The 16,159-nt window shown below is 53.1% G+C and carries 13 protein-coding genes; 5 read left to right on the top strand and 8 right to left on the bottom strand.

Features of this window, described 5'->3' with window-relative positions; genetic code table 11:
* Positions 1 to 308 precede the first annotated feature (308 nt).
* Positions 309 to 806: a GNAT family N-acetyltransferase gene (locus JHD74_RS10030; protein ID WP_121608397.1), complete on the top strand. Its 498-nt coding sequence runs from the start codon at positions 309 to 311 to the stop codon at positions 804 to 806.
* 72 nt (positions 807 to 878) lie between these two features.
* Here the strand turns inward: JHD74_RS10030 and iolE are convergent, their stop codons facing one another.
* From iolE to iolD, 3 genes are all read right to left on the bottom strand, one after another.
* Complete coding sequence (gene iolE, locus JHD74_RS10025; protein WP_024527617.1) at positions 879 to 1,775, bottom strand: myo-inosose-2 dehydratase; 897 nt, start codon at positions 1,773 to 1,775, stop codon at positions 879 to 881.
* 61 nt (positions 1,776 to 1,836) lie between these two features.
* Complete coding sequence (locus tag JHD74_RS10020) at positions 1,837 to 2,850, bottom strand: Gfo/Idh/MocA family protein (protein WP_024527619.1); 1,014 nt, start codon at positions 2,848 to 2,850, stop codon at positions 1,837 to 1,839.
* A 113-nt stretch (positions 2,851 to 2,963) separates the two neighbouring features.
* Positions 2,964 to 4,904, bottom strand: coding sequence for a 3D-(3,5/4)-trihydroxycyclohexane-1,2-dione acylhydrolase (decyclizing) (gene iolD, locus JHD74_RS10015; RefSeq protein WP_199062646.1), 1,941 nt, complete (start codon positions 4,902 to 4,904; stop codon positions 2,964 to 2,966).
* A gap of 594 nt (positions 4,905 to 5,498) precedes the next feature.
* On the opposite strand from iolD, the gene iolC reads away from it, so the two are divergent.
* Complete coding sequence (gene iolC / locus JHD74_RS10010) at positions 5,499 to 7,439, top strand: 5-dehydro-2-deoxygluconokinase (RefSeq protein WP_199062644.1); 1,941 nt, start codon at positions 5,499 to 5,501, stop codon at positions 7,437 to 7,439.
* A 208-nt stretch (positions 7,440 to 7,647) separates the two neighbouring features.
* Entirely contained in the window at positions 7,648 to 8,484 is an 837-nt protein-coding gene (locus JHD74_RS10005) for a MurR/RpiR family transcriptional regulator (protein WP_021181760.1), read from the top strand.
* 50 nt (positions 8,485 to 8,534) lie between these two features.
* Here JHD74_RS10005 and iolB read toward each other — a convergent pair whose 3' ends face one another.
* Positions 8,535 to 9,344, bottom strand: a complete 810-nt coding sequence (gene iolB / locus JHD74_RS10000; RefSeq protein ID WP_199062642.1) for a 5-deoxy-glucuronate isomerase — start codon at positions 9,342 to 9,344, stop codon at positions 8,535 to 8,537.
* A 110-nt stretch (positions 9,345 to 9,454) separates the two neighbouring features.
* Entirely contained in the window at positions 9,455 to 10,960 is a 1,506-nt protein-coding gene (locus JHD74_RS09995) for a CoA-acylating methylmalonate-semialdehyde dehydrogenase (protein ID WP_024527623.1), read from the bottom strand.
* A gap of 561 nt (positions 10,961 to 11,521) precedes the next feature.
* On the opposite strand from JHD74_RS09995, the gene JHD74_RS09990 reads away from it, so the two are divergent.
* Together JHD74_RS09990 and JHD74_RS09985 are read left to right on the top strand one after the other, a co-directional pair.
* Positions 11,522 to 12,958 carry a sugar porter family MFS transporter gene (locus JHD74_RS09990; protein ID WP_199062640.1) on the top strand — a complete coding sequence of 479 codons (1,437 nt, stop codon included), beginning with the start codon at positions 11,522 to 11,524 and terminating at the stop codon, positions 12,956 to 12,958.
* A 34-nt stretch (positions 12,959 to 12,992) separates the two neighbouring features.
* Positions 12,993 to 13,829: a TIM barrel protein gene (locus tag JHD74_RS09985; protein WP_199062638.1), complete on the top strand. Its 837-nt coding sequence runs from the start codon at positions 12,993 to 12,995 to the stop codon at positions 13,827 to 13,829.
* A gap of 65 nt (positions 13,830 to 13,894) precedes the next feature.
* Here the strand turns inward: JHD74_RS09985 and fetB are convergent, their stop codons facing one another.
* The 3 genes from fetB to JHD74_RS09970 all read right to left on the bottom strand — a co-directional run bounded on the left by fetB (position 13,895) and on the right by JHD74_RS09970 (position 16,132).
* Positions 13,895 to 14,668: an iron export ABC transporter permease subunit FetB gene (gene fetB / locus JHD74_RS09980; protein ID WP_024527626.1), complete on the bottom strand. Its 774-nt coding sequence runs from the start codon at positions 14,666 to 14,668 to the stop codon at positions 13,895 to 13,897.
* The gene (fetA, locus tag JHD74_RS09975) at positions 14,655 to 15,332 is read right to left on the bottom strand and encodes an iron ABC transporter ATP-binding protein FetA (protein ID WP_199062636.1); all 678 of its coding nucleotides are present in this window, start codon (positions 15,330 to 15,332) and stop codon (positions 14,655 to 14,657) included. The genes fetB and fetA overlap by 14 nt, the downstream gene beginning before the upstream one ends.
* A 497-nt stretch (positions 15,333 to 15,829) precedes the next feature.
* Positions 15,830 to 16,132, bottom strand: coding sequence for a hypothetical protein (locus JHD74_RS09970; RefSeq protein ID WP_021181767.1), 303 nt, complete (start codon positions 16,130 to 16,132; stop codon positions 15,830 to 15,832).
* Positions 16,133 to 16,159: the final 27 nt, after the last annotated feature.

Raw genomic sequence — 16,159 nt, 5'->3', positions numbered from 1 at the left:
AAAATTAGGTGGAGTTTGGCAGCCAGTAGCAAAGGATTTGTGGGATAGGGGGTAGCCGCTGAATTTGGGCAAAAAAAAAGCCAGCACCCGAGCTGGCTAAGTAAACACTGGAAGCAATGTGAGCAATGTCGTGCCTTCAGCAAACAGTATCAAAGGTTGATACTCTCTCTGAACGCATGACAATAATAATCATTATCATTCGCACCTGTAAAGCGTTTTTTTGACCAATGGGAAATTATATTGACTCAGGGGAGTAAACGGATAATTTGGGAGGTTATTCAAACGGTAAACGCGAAAGAGAGGAAAGAATGAGCGAGATTGTAGTTCGTCACGTGGAAAGTAACGATGCTGAAGCCTTACACCAGCTATATTCCCACCCGGCCGTTTACCGTGACACGCTACAACTACCGCTACCGTCAAAAGCCATGTGGCAGCAGCGGATTGCTAACGTACAGCCCGGAACCTACAACATGGTGGCCTGCATTGACGATCGCGTGGTGGGGCAGCTGTTCGTGGAACTCAACCAGCGGGTACGCCGCCGCCATGTGGCCACTATTGGCATTAGCGTGGATGCCGGTTATCACGGCAAAGGCGTTGGCAGCGCGCTGATGAAGGCGATGATCGATATCTGCGACAACTGGGCCGGTATTGAGCGCATTGAACTCACGGTGTACACCGACAATCAGGGTGCCATAGCGCTGTATCGTAAGTTCGGTTTTGAGATTGAAGGCACCAGCCGCCGCTTTGCCATGCGCGATGGCGAGTTAGTGGATGCCTATCATATGGCCCGGTTTAAAACCCCGTAATCAGAACTGCTTTGAAGGTGGGGCGCTCATACCAACGCCCCACCCGTTAGACTCTGCAAACCAATAACTGACTTAAAGCCCGGCCGTTTCGCGAATATAACGGCGTGCTTTCACTGCGTATTCAAAAGGGTTGGCCAACGCCGGATCCTGCTCTGCTTCCACCACCATCCATCCCTTATAGCCACGCTCATCCAGCAGCTTGAATACCGGCCGGAAATCGATCACGCCATCCCCCGGCACGGTAAAGGTGCCTTTTTTCACCCCGTCCAGGAAGCTCAGGTGCTTGGCCTTAACCTCTGCCACCACCTCGTCACGCACGTCTTTCAGGTGCACATGGTTGATGCGCGGCAGGTATTTCTCCAGGATTGCTAACATTGCCTGTTGGCTGCCTTCGGAGTAATAGGCATGCCCGGTATCAAACAGCAGGTAAACATCGTCGTTCACCATGCTCATATAGCGGTCTATCTCTTCGGTGGTCTGGATACCCGTGCCCATATGATGGTGCAAGCAGACCTGCATCCCCTTCCCGGCGGCAATTTTCGCCAGCTCGTTATATCCCTGCGCCACCCGCTGCCACTCTTCATCGCTAAAATAGGGTTTCTCTTCAAATACCGCCTTGGTGGTACCCTGAATGCTCTTGCTCTGCTCGGAGCAGCCAATCACTTTGGCCCCCATCGCATGCAGGAAATTCATGTGGTTAACAAACTCATCGATGGTCTTTTCCTTCAGCCCATCGGCAAAGAACGTGCTGAACCAGGCATTACAGATCTGGATCCCGCGGATGTCCAGCATCGGTTTCAGCACCTTGGGATCGCGCGGGTATTTACTGCCTACTTCGCTGCCAGTGAACCCGGCCAGCGCCATTTCGCTGACGCACTGCTGGAACGTGTTCTCATCCCCTAACTCAGGCATATCGTCATTCGTCCAACCAATCGGGGCGATTGCCAGCTTTACGTGGTCTTTGTTCATTTTCAGCCTCAGTCATATAGGCACTTACCGGCTATCTTTCCCACCGGCGTGGCCTGGAAAGTTATTTGCCATAGAAGCCAGGGCGAGCGGGCAAGGTCACTGGCACCACTTCACCGCTGTTCTGCGCGGCGATACAGGCATCTGCCGCCACCGCAGCCGCAAAGCCATCCCAAGCAGAAGGCCCGGTGAGCTTGCCGGCCTGGACGTCATTGATAAAGGCTTGCAGCTCAACGTCATAAGCACCGATAAAGCGGTCTTTCCAGTCGACCAGGATCTCGGTGGACAGTTTAGCACCGCTGCGCATTTGCACCGCAGAAGGTTCTGGCAGCTTGGCGATGCCGGTTTCCCCCACCACCTCACACTGAATGTCGTAGCCGTACTGGCAGTTAACAAAGATTTCGACGTCAATACGGGCGCCCTTGGCCGTTTCCATCAGCACAATTTGCGGGTCTCTCAAATGTGGCAAGGCTTTGCTGCTCTTGCGTGGGAACACCACCTGTACCGAAACGTAATCATCGTCCAGCAGCCAACGCAGGACGTCTAACTCGTGAATGAGCGTATCGGTTATGGCCATATCCGTGGTGTAGGCTTCACCGACCCTTGGGTTGCGGTGGGCACAGTGCAGCATCAGCGGCTCGCCGATCTGACCGCTGGTCAGCACCTGTTTCAGCGCCCGGTAGCCCTGATCGTAAGGACGCATAAAGCCCACCTGTACCAGGCGTTTGCCGTGCTTGGCTTCGGCATCCACGATGTTCTTGCAACCCTGTGCCGTAACCGCCAGCGGTTTCTCGCAAAATACCGGTTTGCCTGCGGCAATGGCGGCCAGCACAAACTCTTCATGGCTCGGCCCCCATGACGTGACCAGCACCGCCTGTACGTCTGAAGAGTTGATCAGATCGTGGGCATTGTCATAAACCTTGGCGTCCAGTTTCAGTTCACTGACCACCTTGGCCGCACTGTCTCGATTGATGTCATTCACCGCAACCACGCGGCTACCCTGCAACACCTGGCTACAACGGCGAATATGATCCCTACCGATAGCGCCGGTACCAATAACCCCAATGTTCAATGTCATTTTCGTTATCCTCATGGACTGTAAACGGCAGACGCAAGGTCTGAGGTAGATCCGATTGTTTATGTGAGCGCGGCGTTTTCAGCCGCACCTACGATTACCAAGGCATTGCGTTATCAGTAGTCGCGGGCTTTATCGATGTTCTCTTGCAGCTTGCGGGCGACGGCGATAATTTTTTCACTTTCGGCCACCTGGGCACCGCCCACGCGCCACCAACTGAGATATTTGTGCACCATGGTTTTTGGCAGCACTTTGATATCCAGCAGGGTAGAAACCTGTTGCTTGCGGGCATCTGCCAGCGCTTCGATCAGCTGTTGTTCGGTAGTTATGCTGTAGGTTTTGCAACCATAGGCCGCTGCCAACATCGCAAAGTTGACCGGAACGAGCTTGCCATCCAATTTGCCGCCTTGCGGATTACGGAAGCGGAACTCGGTGGTATAGCTCCCCATGCCGTGCTCTATCTGCAGGTTGTTGATACAGCCGTTGGTCATGTTATCGAACAGCACCACGTTGATCTTGCAACCTTCCTGGATCGAGGTGACCAGCTCAGAATGCAGCATCATGAACGCCCCATCCCCTACCATGGCGTAAATTTCGCGTTGTGGCTCCGCAAGCTTGACGCCTAACGCGGCGTTAACTTCATAACCCATACAGGAGTAGCCGTATTCGACGTGATAGCCGTGCTCACCCCGGTTTTGCCAGACACGCTGCAGATCGCCTGGCAAACTGCCAGCAGCGGCAACGATGACGCTGTCCTGCGGTAAATGCTCATTCAGCACCCCCAGCACTCGGCTTTGGGTTAATACGGAGTCGGTTTTTTCGATAAACTCGGCAAACACCTGTTCACGATCGAGGCTATCGTCGATTTCCGGCACAAAGCCTTCGCCGGTATAGGTCACTTGATAGACACGCTCGGTCTCTTTTTGCTGTTCGCCCAGCACCTTGCTGATAGCGTCTTGCCAATCGGCACGATAATCCGCCTGAGCCAACAACGGGCTGAGAGAGGCTAGCGCGGTACGGGCATCCGCCAAGAGTTGCAGGCCGTCCAGCTTGCCGGCATCAAACGCGCTGACGTTGATGTTAAGGAATTCCACATCCGGATTTTGGAATAGCCATTTGGACGAGGTGGTAAAATCGCTGTAACGGGTACCGATGCCGATCACCAGGTCTGCCTGCTTCGCCAGCGTGTTGGCCGCCAGACAGCCGGTTTCACCAATGCCACCCACGTTATACGGATGGGCAGAAAGCACCGTACCTTTACCTGCCTGAGTTTCTGCAAACGGAATATGGAAGCGTTCAGCAAACTGCTGCAACGCCTGCCCAGCCTGCGAATACTTCACCCCGCCACCGCAGATTATCAACGGCTTGCGTTTACCCACCAACAACGCCAAAGCATCTGCCAGCGATTCTTGGCTGGCCGGACGGCGCTCAAGGCGATGCAGCCGTTTGTGGAAGAAATAGTCTGGATAATCGTAGGCTTCGCCCTGTACGTCCTGCGGGAGACATAGCGTGACGGCACCGGTTTCTGCCGGATCGGTCAGCACGCGCATGGCATTAATACAGGCGCTCATCAGCTGTTCCGGGCGCACAATGCGATCCCAATATTTACTGACGGCGCGAAATGCGTCGTTGGTGCTGATGCTTAAATCGTAGGATTGTTCGATCTGCTGCAATACCGGATCGGGCTGGCGAGAGGCGTACACATCGCCCGGCAGCAGCAGTAGAGGAATGCGGTTAGCCGTGGCAGTGGCCGCAGCGGTGATCATATTAGCCGCGCCGGGGCCGATGGAAGAAGTACAGGCATAGATCTGCTGGCGCAACTTCTGCTTGGCAAACCCGGTAGCAGCATGCGCCATTCCCTGTTCATTGCGCCCCTGATGCACCACCAGATCGCCACAGTCTTGCTCCAGAGCCTGCCCCAGGCCGAGTACGTTACCGTGGCCGAAAATGGCGAAGATACCCTTTACGAATTTGGTTTCGACACCGTCTACCAGCAGGTACTGGTTGTCGAGAAATCTGACCAATGCCTGTGCCATGGTCAACTTGATCTTACCCATTTTACTCACCCTTTCTTTTGGCGTTATCCCAAGCCTGCTGCAGGTGGTGGTTTGCGAGCAGGCAAGCGTATACGGTGGCGTAGCGCTGACTTTCGTTACATAAAAGCAGTGATAATCTTGTCTGGGTTGTTACACACTGCTCATGCAATAGGCAGTTTGAAACGTACATTGATTATAAACAAATATATTTTTCATAAAATATAAATACAGAAAAAACATTTCATTTTGCGATAAAGATCGCATAATACCGAACCACCAAGGTTTAAGTTATCTATATAATTCAATCAATTAATTAAAAAGTATTCATGGCTATCTTTCGTTCTATGCGGCCACTCGACAATCGAACCAGCAGCCATCAAGGTCGCACTCAGTTGCGTAGCCAACTTCAGCAAGGGATTGTTCTATCAATAATAATGTGTCACGTCGGCAGACTACCCGATGTAAGTTGCTTTTAAATACATCACATTTTCGGGGTGTAAGTTTCATTTCATATTGAAATTGAAATTTTTATTCCTCATACTTCGAACTATGCTTCCTACTTAGCTCCTTTACCGGGTCGCAATCGGTTTTGCTTAATGACAGAAGGAAACGGGTATGGCCACACAACAAAAACAGCTTGATGTCATTTGCCTCGGGCGCATCGCTGTCGATTTCTATGCTCAACAAATCGGTGCACGTCTGGAAGATGCCAGCTCATTCTCCAAATATCTTGGCGGATCCTCCGGCAACGTGGCCTATGGCACCGCGATCCAAGGGCTAAAATCCGGCATGCTGGCTCGCGTAGGGGATGAGCACATGGGCCGCTTTCTGCGTGAAGAACTCCAGCGCGTCGGCGCGGACACACAGAGCCTGATCACCGATAAACAGCGCCTGACCGGCCTGGTGATCCTGGGCATCAAGGACCAGGAAACCTTCCCGCTGATTTTCTACCGTGAAAACTGTGCCGACATGGCGCTGACCCCCGAAGATATCGATGAAAACTACATCGCTTCATCACGGGCTTTAGCAATCACCGGCACCCACCTTTCCCACCCCAAAACGCGCGCAGCGGTGCTCAGAGCATTGGAGTACGCCCACCGACACGGGCTGCGTACCGCATTGGATATCGATTATCGGCCAGTGCTGTGGGGGTTGACCTCGTTAGGCGATGGCGAGACCCGCTTTATCGAATCGGAAAAGGTGACCCGCGAGTTGCAGGAAGTTCTGCACCATTTCAATCTCATCGTGGGGACTGAAGAAGAGTTCCATATTGCTGGCGGCAGTACCGATACGCTGGTCGCGCTGCAAAACGTCCGTAAGGTCACCCAGGCCACGTTGGTGTGCAAGCGAGGGGCGCAGGGGTGCTCAGTATTTGAAGGGGATATCCCCACAGATTGGCAGCAAGTCAAACTGCATTCTGGCGTGCGCGTTGACGTTTTGAACGTGCTCGGTGCGGGTGATGCCTTTATGTCTGGCCTGCTACGCGGATATCTTAATGATGAGGGTTGGGACCAGGCCTGTCGTTACGCCAATGCCTGCGGCGCGTTGGTGGTGTCACGCCACGGCTGCGCCCCCGCAATGCCGACCAAGCTGGAGCTGGACGATTACCTGCAACGCGAACAAGAGGTGAAACGCCCTGATCTGGATGCCCGGCTGAACCATCTGCACCGCGTTACCACGCGCAAACAGCAATGGCCTGAACTGTGCGTATTTGCTTTTGATCACCGCAAACAGCTGGCAGAGATGGCGCGTGAGGCGGGAGTGAGTACAGAGCGGCTCCCACAGTTAAAAACGTTGTTGTTGGCCGCCGCACAGGCTGCAGCTGCCGAAGCGGGGTTACACGGCAACAGCGGCATTTTGGCAGATACTACCTACGGCCAAGCGGCGTTGAATGCCATTACTGGCCAGGGCTGGTGGATTGGCCGCCCGGTGGAGTTGCCAAGCTCCCGCCCCTTGCGGTTGGAGCACGGCAACATTGGCTCACAGCTGATCGATTGGCCCCAAGAACACGTGGTCAAATGCCTGGTATTTTATCATCCACAGGACGCCGAAGCGCTGCGCCGTGAGCAGGATGAGCAGATCGTTGACGTATATCGTGGCTGCTGCAAATCGGGCCATGAGCTGTTGCTGGAAGTCATTTTGCCTGAAGGTCATGCCGACAAAGACGAGTGCAACTATCTGCAGGTGATGGAACATTTCTACCGCTTGGGCGTTCTGCCAGACTGGTGGAAACTGCCGCCGCTTAGTGCCGCCAACTGGCAAAAAGTGGGGGAATTGATTGAAACTCACGACCCATTCTGCCGCGGGGTGCTAATCCTCGGGCTAGACTCCCCACAGGAAACGCTGAAAGCCGGGTTCGCCGCAGCCGCAGATGCCCACTGGGTAAAAGGCTTCGCGGTTGGCCGCACCATTTTTGGCGCTTCTTCACGCCTATGGCTACAAGGTGAGATCGATGACGCCGGGCTGGTCGAACAGGTGAAACAGAAATACCTGACGCTGATCGGTTTCTGGCGGCAATATCGCCCGCAGCCTGCGAGTAAAACCAGCCGTAGTTAAGCTGGCGTTGTTAACGAACCTACCCCTTAAAGTGATTTTCGCTGCTTTAAGGGGATTTTTTTGCCCATTTTCTGTGAAGTAACGCAACTGGCGACGAAATAAATCGCTTTTTGTAGAAATGAAATGTCCACTCCATCTGTTAGAATAACCGGACAATATTTTCAGCGTATAAACCAATACGCCTCAGCCAATACTGCGAGCCGAATGGATGACTAACCCAACTCAACTTTCGCTGTTACAGGACGAGATCCGCCGCCGTTATGAAACGCTGAGCAAGCGCTTAAAACAGGTAGCACGCTACATCCTGGATAACAGTAACAGCATTGCCTTTGATACCGTTGCTTCCATCGCTGCCCAGGCCAGCGTGCCACCATCGACCCTGATCCGTTTCGCTAACGCCTTTGGCTTCAGCGGCTTCAACGAAATGAAGCAGGTCTTCCGCCAGCATCTGATGGAAGAAACGGTGAACTATACCGAGCGCGCACGCCTGTTTCGCCAAACCTCTACCGACGACAGCGTTGCCCCGGAAAAGCCGGCAGAAATCCTTAACGTGTTTACAATGGTCAACTCGCAGGCGCTGCAACAGTTGGCAATGCAAACCAGTGCCGAGCAGTTGGATCGGGCGGTAGAGTTGCTCAATAACGCGGAAAATATCTACGTGATTGGCCTGCGCCGCTCATTCAGCGTGGCTTCTTATCTCACCTATGCCCTGCGCCACCTGGAAAGGCGCGCCTTCCTGATCGACGGGTTAGGCGGGATGTTTACCGAACAGCTCAGCATGGTGAAGCCCAAGGACGTGGTGATCGCCATCAGCTATTCGCCTTATGCCAAAGAAGCGGTAGAACTGGTGGAGTTGGGTGCCAAACAGGGAGCACAGCTAATCGCCATTACCGACAGCCAGGTCAGCCCGCTGGCTGCCTTCAGTGATGTCTGTTTTGTGGTGCGCGAAGCGCAGGTAGATGGGTTCCGCTCGCAGGTGGCCTCCATGTGTCTGGCGCAAACGCTGGCGGTATCATTGGCACTGAATAACGCCAAAGAGCTGTAACTTTCGGTTAAAGGGGCGCAGCGTTGCGGAGCGCCCCCACCTTGTCAGTATCAATAGCTTTCGCTGTTGATCCAGGCGTGATCTTTTTCCCAGGTGAACTTCCACAGGCGTACCGGCCCCGCCATCACGTTGAGATAATAACTGTCATATCCGGCCAGGGTTGCCACCGGGTGGTAACCGCGCGGCACTTTCACCACGTCGCGGTTATAGACCGGCATACACTCATCCAGCGAACGATCGTCGGTGTAGACGCGTTGCAGGCAGAACCCTTGTTCAGGATTAAGACGGTGGTAATAAGTCTCTTCCAGGTAGGTTTCGTCCGGCGCGTTTTCCTGGTCGTGCTTATGGCTTGGGTAGGAGCTGGTATTGCCTTCGTCGGTATAGACCTCAACCACCAGCAGGCTATCGGCCGGTTGGCTATCCGGCAGAATATTGTGTACCAGCCGTTGGTTACGGCCTTTACCCCGCCGCTCCACGCCGACGTCTGCCGGGGTGATCAAGCGTGAAGGCAGGTGCCCGTTACCCGGCGCGCTGCATACCGCCAGTTCAAGATCGGTCTCTGCCCGAACTTCAACATGGTCGTGGTGCGGAACATAAACGGAATAAGGTGGCGTGCGCTCAAACGGGCTCATCCGCTTACCAATATGTGGATACTCCGCTCGTTGCGTTGCCACAGAGGCAATACCTGCCACCAGCACCAGGCAAAGCTCCTTGTCGCCACTCTCCAACCGCAACGACTGCCCGGCCGCTAACCGATAGACCTCAAACCCGACAAAACGCCAACCGGCATTTTCCGGGGTGACGGACTGAATACGCCCCTGCGCATCCGGTTGCTGACATTTCGCAAGTAATGATGACATGACAATGCTCCTTAAATCCCGTGCTTGTGAGTGTGGCTGCAATGCATTGATACCAGCGACAGCGGCCGCTATCCCGGTGGAATAACGGCCTCGGCATGCCTGGCTGCGGTTTAGCCCAGCGTTGGCATACTGTATTCGGATACCGTTTGCTGGCCGGTTGGCCAACGTGCGGTGGCCGTCTTCATGCGGGTATAGAATCGCACGCCGTCCGTGCCATGTACGTTAAGTGCACCGAATACTGAACGTTTCCAGCCACCAAAGCTGTGGAAAGCCATCGGCACCGGTACCGGCACGTTAACCCCCACCATCCCTGCCTGAACCTCATGCACAAACTGGCGAGCATAGTGACCATTATTGGTAAAAATGGCGCTGCCGTTACCAAATTCGTGGCTGTTCACCGTATCGATGGCCGTTTGGTAATCGGCCACACGCACAATGCCCAATACCGGCCCGAAGATCTCCTCGCGGTAGATACGCATATCCGGCTGTACGTTATCGAACAGGGTGCCACCCACGTAGTAACCCTCCGGATAACCCGTCACCTGATAATCGCGGCCATCGACCACCAGCGTTGCGCCCTCTTTAACGCCAATATCAATGTATCCCAGCACTTTTTTCTGATGGGCGGATGAGACCAACGGCCCCATTTCATTTTCCTCGCCGCCTTGCTGCATGCCGGGGCCAACCCGCAGTTGGGCGATCAGCGGTTTGAGTTTGGCAATCAGTTTATCTGCGGTGCTATCACCAACCACAACGGCCACCGGCAACGCCATGCAACGTTCACCGGCCGAGCCAAATGCCCCTCCCATCAGCGCATTGACCGTGGCATCCAGATCCGCATCCGGCATAACGATAGCCTGATTTTTGGCGGCCCCAAAGGCCTGTACACGTTTACCGTGCGCGCTGGCGGTGGTGTAAATATGTTCTGCAACGGTGGAGGAGCCAACGAAGCTCACCGCCTGAATGCGTGGATCGGTGCACAGCTGCGAGGCTTCTTCATTGCCGCAATGCACGACGTTGAATACCCCATCTGGCAGGCCCGCCTCTTTCAGTAGTTCTGCCAGACGCACGGAGGCAGAAGGCACCAACGCCGGAGGCTTCAGAACGAAGGTATTGCCGCAGGCCAGCGCGATAGGGAACATCCACATCGGCACCATGGCCGGGAAGTTAAACGGTGTGATCCCGGCCACTACGCCCAGCGGCTGCATCAGCGAAAAACTGTCCACGCCGGTGCCTACGTCCGGTGAGAATTCGCCTTTGATCAAGTGTGGAATGCCACAGGCAAACTCCACCACTTCCATGCCACGGGTCAATTCACCCAGCGCATCGGAATAGACTTTGCCATGCTCACTGACAATCAGTTGCGCCAACTCTTCGCGATGCTGCTCTAGCAGTGCTTTGAAATTAAACATGATACGCGCCCGGCGTAGCGGTGTAGTACGCGCCCAGTCGGTAAATGCCTGATGGGCGACATCAATAGCCTGTTTCACCTCGGCGGCGGTGCTCTGCGTCACACGGCGTTCAACCTGACCGCTGGCCGGATTGTGCACGTCGACGGTTTGGTTACTGCTGCTCAGGCAAACCTGCCCACCAATAAAGTTACCCACGGTTTTCATGTTTCACCCTCTTTTAAGTCCGCTATCGCCACGGCTTGCAGCATTGCCGCATACCGTGACGTTCATCGTGCCACCTGCAAGAGTACGGCCCACAGGCAGATTAAATCCTGACCAGATGAATCAAACTCTATTCCATTGAAAAAAAAGTTTCAAATAAAAGTTTTTAGAAAATTTGTTTTTAGTGCCGCCGATCGCAAATTTGCCATGACCATAGGCAGAGTGGGCGGTGGCGAACGACTCGATCCTCGATCCGCAAGCTGCGTAGCTTTACTCAGTAATTCCTAGTTTTTATACAGATACGCTTTCTCACCCTGGCGAGTCAATTTTCCAATCCGCCATGCAAATCGGGAAGAACATTTGCCCTATTTATGCTCAATTTTTTGAACTGGATCTAAAAATCAATATTTCATTATTCACTAAATATGAAATAAATGTTCTTGTTTGCCAAAGGACACCCTGAAAAACACCGCCTTGATGACAGGCACGGTTCACCCTTCTGCCTCCCTACCCCCTACAAGTCAGTTAAGTAGGCAGAAGCCAGGATAAAAATCGGAGCAACATATGTCACATCAGCGTAAACACAATACTGGGTATATTCTGCGTATCTGCGGGATTGCTGCACTCGGCGGCATTCTGTTTGGTTATGACACCGCCGTAATTTCTGGCGCGATAGAAGCACTTAAAGCCTACTTTGACCTCAGCCCGGCAGAAACCGGCTGGGCCGTGTCCAACGTGGTGATCGGCTGCGTGGTCGGTGCCTTCGGCGCAGGGCCACTGGCCGGGCGCTATGGACGTAAAAAGGCCCTGGTGGTCGCCGCCCTCCTGTTTACCGTCTCTGCAGTCGGTGCTGCTTTGGCCACCACCTTCACCTGGTTTGTTATCTATCGCATCATTGGGGGTCTGGCCGTCGGACTGGCCGCAACGGTATCCCCTATGTACATGTCAGAAGTCTCACCGAAGGATATGCGGGGCCGGGCGCTGAGCATGCAACAGTTCGCCATCGTGTTCGGTCAGATCGTGATTTTTTACGTTAACTTCAAGATTGCCAGCTATGCCAGCGAAGCCTGGCTGATTGAGATGGGTTGGCGCTGGATGATTGGCTCAGAGGTTATCCCTTGCCTGCTATTCACCGCACTGGTCTTTGTCATCCCCGAATCGCCACGCTGGAGCGTAATGGTGGGCCGCGACGATCAGGCATTAGCCATGCTGACCCGCGTCTCAAATGCCGCGCATGCTAAAAGCGTTTTAAACGAAATAAAGGAGTCGCTTCGCCAGGACGAGCAGCACCGTAAACAAAAGCTGAATTATGGCGACGCACGCGTACGCTTCATCCTGTTTGTCGGCTGTATGATCGCCATGCTGCAACAGGTGACGGGGGTTAACGTCATGATGTATTACGCCCCGGTAGTGCTGAAAACCGTGACCGAAAACGCGCAAGAAGCCCTGTTCCAGACCATCTGGATCGGCGTATTACAGCTGGTCGGCTCGGTGATCGGCGCCATGCTGATGGATCGCATAGGCCGTATCCCACTGATGCGCTGGGGTACCCTCGGCACCATCGTTGGCCTGCTAATCACCTCTTATGCCCTGTATACCCAGGCAACCGGCTACTTCGCGCTGTTCGGCATGCTGTTCTTTATGGTGTTCTACGCCATGTCATGGGGCGTAGGTGCCTGGGTGCTGGTCTCCGAAATCTTCCCCAACCGCATGCGTTCACAGGGGATGAGTATTGCCGTTGGCTGTATGTGGCTGGCCAACTTCGTCGTGGCCCAGAGCTTCCCGATGATCAATGACCAACCTTATCTGTTCTCCACCTTCCACGGGGCGTTCCCAATGTGGGTTTTTGCCGCCTGCTGCCTGTTCAGTTATTGGTTTATTGCCCGCTTTATTCCAGAAACCAAGGGCGTTTCACTGGAAAGAATGGAAGACGTCGTGATGGCAAAGCGCTATCGCCAACCGCTATCTGAAATCATCACGGTAGAAGATGGTAAAGCCTAAAATCTGCCGCCAACAAATCCAGGAGTGATGCATCATGGCCATTGCGTTAGCACGTTTTTGTATAAACCGTAAGATTGCCCCCAACCTTACGCTGGAGAACTTCTTCCGCCTGGTGAAAAGATGTGGGCTAAGCAAGGTCGAACTGCGCAACGATATGTCGGTTGGCAAAGTGACCGACAACCTGAGCAACGAGCAGTTAAACGTGCTGGCCGAAGAGTTAGGCATTGAGATCGTCACCATCAATGCGCTGGGCATGTTCAATCTGCTAGAGGATCGAGCCGCGTTGCTGAAAAACGCCGAAACACTACTGGCTCAAGCGAAAGCCATCCATAGCAAGGCGGTGGTGATGTGCCCACATTGCAACGCGAGCGACCAACGTAGTGAATCACAAAAGAGGGAAGATACGCTCGCTGCACTGCGGCTGCTCGCTCCATTGTTCAAACAGTACGGCGTTGAGGGCTACGTAGAACCATTGGGTTTTGGCATAAGTTCACTACGCTCTTCCTTGCTGGCACAGGCAATCATTCGTGATTCTGGCGCACCTTATAAGATAGTGCTGGATACCTTCCACCACTATCTTAGCGACGTTGCACAGCCAGAGTTTGATGCTCAGATTCGAGTTGAGCAGATTGGTTTGGTACATCTCTCTGGCGTTGAGGATCCGCTCATCAAAGCCGCATTGAGCGATGAAGAGCGTATTATGCTGAGCAATAAAGATCGGTTGGCAAGCGTAGCCCAGGTACAGAACCTGGAACGTTTGGGCTACCGGGGGATCTATGCCTTCGAGCCGTTCTCTTCACAGCTAACAACCTGGACAGAGGGCGATATCGAACGCGAGATCCGCCACAGTATTGCATTACTGCAAGGATAAGTGCACAAGCTGCCAGTAGGCACAGGGAGTCTCGCTTTACACATACTGCGTAGGGCGAAAAGTGCCTATTTGAGCGTGCGAACCACCAGTTGCTCACGCTGGTTGTAAAACTTCCGGTAAGCCAGATAGCAGGCGATGATGGTTGACAGGCTGGCGGTAGAAAGCAGCATAAATGTCACCATAATCTGATACTTGATGGCTTTTACCGGATCGATACCGGCGAAGATCAAACCGGACATCATTCCTGGCAGGCTTACCAGCCCAACGGTTTTAGCGGAGTCTATCGTCGGGATCAGCGATGCACGAATACTGTCACGGATCAGAGCCGCAGAAGCGAATTTGGGGGAAGCTCCCAGACTGAGCATCTCCTGGATCTTCTGCTGTTGGTCTTTAAAACGTTGCCCAAGGTTGTTGTAGCACAGACCCACCGCCACCATCGCATTGCCAGCAATCATGCCGGAAATGGGGATCACCTGCATTGGCGTGAAGGCAATCGAACCGCTCAGTACCAGCACTACCAGCGTCAACGTCGCTCCTGCAGTAATGGCAATAAACGAAATAGTAAACGCGTTATCGATATATTTACTGCGCTTTTTCGCGTTATATGCTGCATTGAAGCAGATAAACAGCACCATCAACACCGTTAATATTCCATTATCCAAATCAAAGATATATTTCAATACGTAGCCGACGATAACCAACTGTACCACCGCACGGCAAATGCTCCAGATAATGTCTTTTTCCAGCGCCAGTTTCTCTTTGTGACTGATCAGAATGGCGATAATCACCAGGAGCATTGACAGGCCTAATGACTCGTTGGTGATATTATGCTGGTTCATGAGCTTTCTCCTGGCTATTGACGCGGTTCACCGGCAGGGTGATCACCTCGTCCGCATGCGCGATTTCATCCTTATCGTGTGTAACCCATAGTACCCCCAGGCCTTGCTCGGCCACCAGGTGGTGGATCAACTCGTTGACGTTACGTTTGTTGTCTTCATCCAGAGCACTGGTGACCTCATCAAGCAGCAGTACCTTTGGCATAAATTGCAGATTCCGGATCAGAGAAATACGTTGTTTCTCACCGCCGGAGAGCTCGTTGATTCCTTTTTTCAACATGCTATCAGGCAAGGCCAACTGTGCCAGATCCTGACACATTTTCTTCTCATCGGGTTTCAGTTTGCGAATTTGATAGGGTAATGCGAGGTTATCGTAGACGGTGTCACCAAACAGAGCTGGCGTTTGGAAGCAGTAAGAAACCTGTTTGCGGTACTCTTCTGGAGCAACGTCATCAATATTTTGACCGTTGAAGGTGATGTTGCCACGAGTTGGGCTAAGCAATGAGGAAACGATCTTCAACAAAGTACTCTTGCCACATCCCGAAGGCCCAGTGATCAACTTAAATTCGCCCGGCTTCAGGGTGAAAGAAACGGCATCCAGAATAACCTGCTCGTCAATTTGATAATGGATGCCTTCCAATACCAGTAACTCATTACTGCCCTTCATGCTCACTCCGGCCTGTTACGCGACTCTCCTCTTTCAGCGGCTAACTGCTGGCAGCCAGCTGAAATCCATGAGGGTATTTTCTGCCAGTAAAAACATTCAGGCAAGCTGTTAATCGGTCTGTGAACTGGCCAGCTCAACACATGTTAAGAACGGTTGATGCAGTATAGAACCAAGCTGAACAAAATGTTGCAGAGCCGAAAGGAGTCGAGGTCACTGTTGGCACATTATTAATAATGTAGTATTAGTTTACCCCGCCCCAACAGCACGACAATAGGTATATGTGTAGAAGCAATTAATAAAACTTCCGGCGAAAATAGAATTATATCGATAAAACACCCGGGCGTTCCACCCTATATTGGCCCGCCCCCCTTATCCAACACGTCAATGACTGCATAAGTTCAAAATACGGTGAAATAAATAGCTCGTTAATAATGAGCCGGTACCGTACGCACCAAAAAGCAACCCCTCGCTAAAATAGAGGGGTACTGATGGAACTGTCAGGGTTCGATTTGCGCACGTAAATACGCCAGTGCACTTTGACTGTAGCTCTCCCCTTGAGTCAATTTCTTGATCAGGCCTTGGGCCTCCAGCACCATACCAAGACGATGTAATTCCTGATGCTGCGGCAGTACATCCGCAAACGCATTAAGCAGGATAATCGACGGCATGATTTTTTCTGCGCAAGTACCTACTGCGCCAGGTTCATCCCCCCTGGCCGGACAGGGCAGGCTGTCCGAATGGCGATGTTGGCATGCCTGTAACAAGGTAATTGCCTGTTGAATTTCATGACTCCATGGCATAACCACTTTCCTCTAAGACTGATTGCC

The sequence above is a fragment of the Serratia sp. ASV30 genome (assembly GCF_016428815.1).
Taxonomy (GTDB): Bacteria; Pseudomonadota; Gammaproteobacteria; order Enterobacterales; family Enterobacteriaceae; genus Chania; species Chania fonticola_C.
The sequence above is the reverse complement of the archived record's forward strand: the minus strand, read 5'-3'. Positions and strand labels throughout refer to the sequence as shown.

Excerpts from the sequence above, each read along its gene's own strand:
- JHD74_RS09985 (WP_199062638.1), top strand. The coding sequence starts at position 12,993 with ATGGCCATTGCGTTAGCACGTTTTTGTATAAACCGTAAGATTGCCCCC.
- JHD74_RS09995 (WP_024527623.1), bottom strand. The coding sequence starts at position 10,960 with ATGAAAACCGTGGGTAACTTTATTGGTGGGCAGGTTTGCCTGAGCAGC.
- JHD74_RS09970 (WP_021181767.1), bottom strand. The coding sequence starts at position 16,132 with ATGCCATGGAGTCATGAAATTCAACAGGCAATTACCTTGTTACAGGCA.
- iolC (WP_199062644.1), top strand. The coding sequence starts at position 5,499 with ATGGCCACACAACAAAAACAGCTTGATGTCATTTGCCTCGGGCGCATC.
- iolD (WP_199062646.1), bottom strand. The coding sequence starts at position 4,904 with ATGGGTAAGATCAAGTTGACCATGGCACAGGCATTGGTCAGATTTCTC.
- JHD74_RS09990 (WP_199062640.1), top strand. The coding sequence starts at position 11,522 with ATGTCACATCAGCGTAAACACAATACTGGGTATATTCTGCGTATCTGC.
- fetB (WP_024527626.1), bottom strand. The coding sequence starts at position 14,668 with ATGAACCAGCATAATATCACCAACGAGTCATTAGGCCTGTCAATGCTC.
- JHD74_RS10030 (WP_121608397.1), top strand. The coding sequence starts at position 309 with ATGAGCGAGATTGTAGTTCGTCACGTGGAAAGTAACGATGCTGAAGCC.
- JHD74_RS10020 (WP_024527619.1), bottom strand. The coding sequence starts at position 2,850 with ATGACATTGAACATTGGGGTTATTGGTACCGGCGCTATCGGTAGGGAT.
- iolB (WP_199062642.1), bottom strand. The coding sequence starts at position 9,344 with ATGTCATCATTACTTGCGAAATGTCAGCAACCGGATGCGCAGGGGCGT.
- iolE (WP_024527617.1), bottom strand. The coding sequence starts at position 1,775 with ATGAACAAAGACCACGTAAAGCTGGCAATCGCCCCGATTGGTTGGACG.
- fetA (WP_199062636.1), bottom strand. The coding sequence starts at position 15,332 with ATGAAGGGCAGTAATGAGTTACTGGTATTGGAAGGCATCCATTATCAA.
- JHD74_RS10005 (WP_021181760.1), top strand. The coding sequence starts at position 7,648 with ATGACTAACCCAACTCAACTTTCGCTGTTACAGGACGAGATCCGCCGC.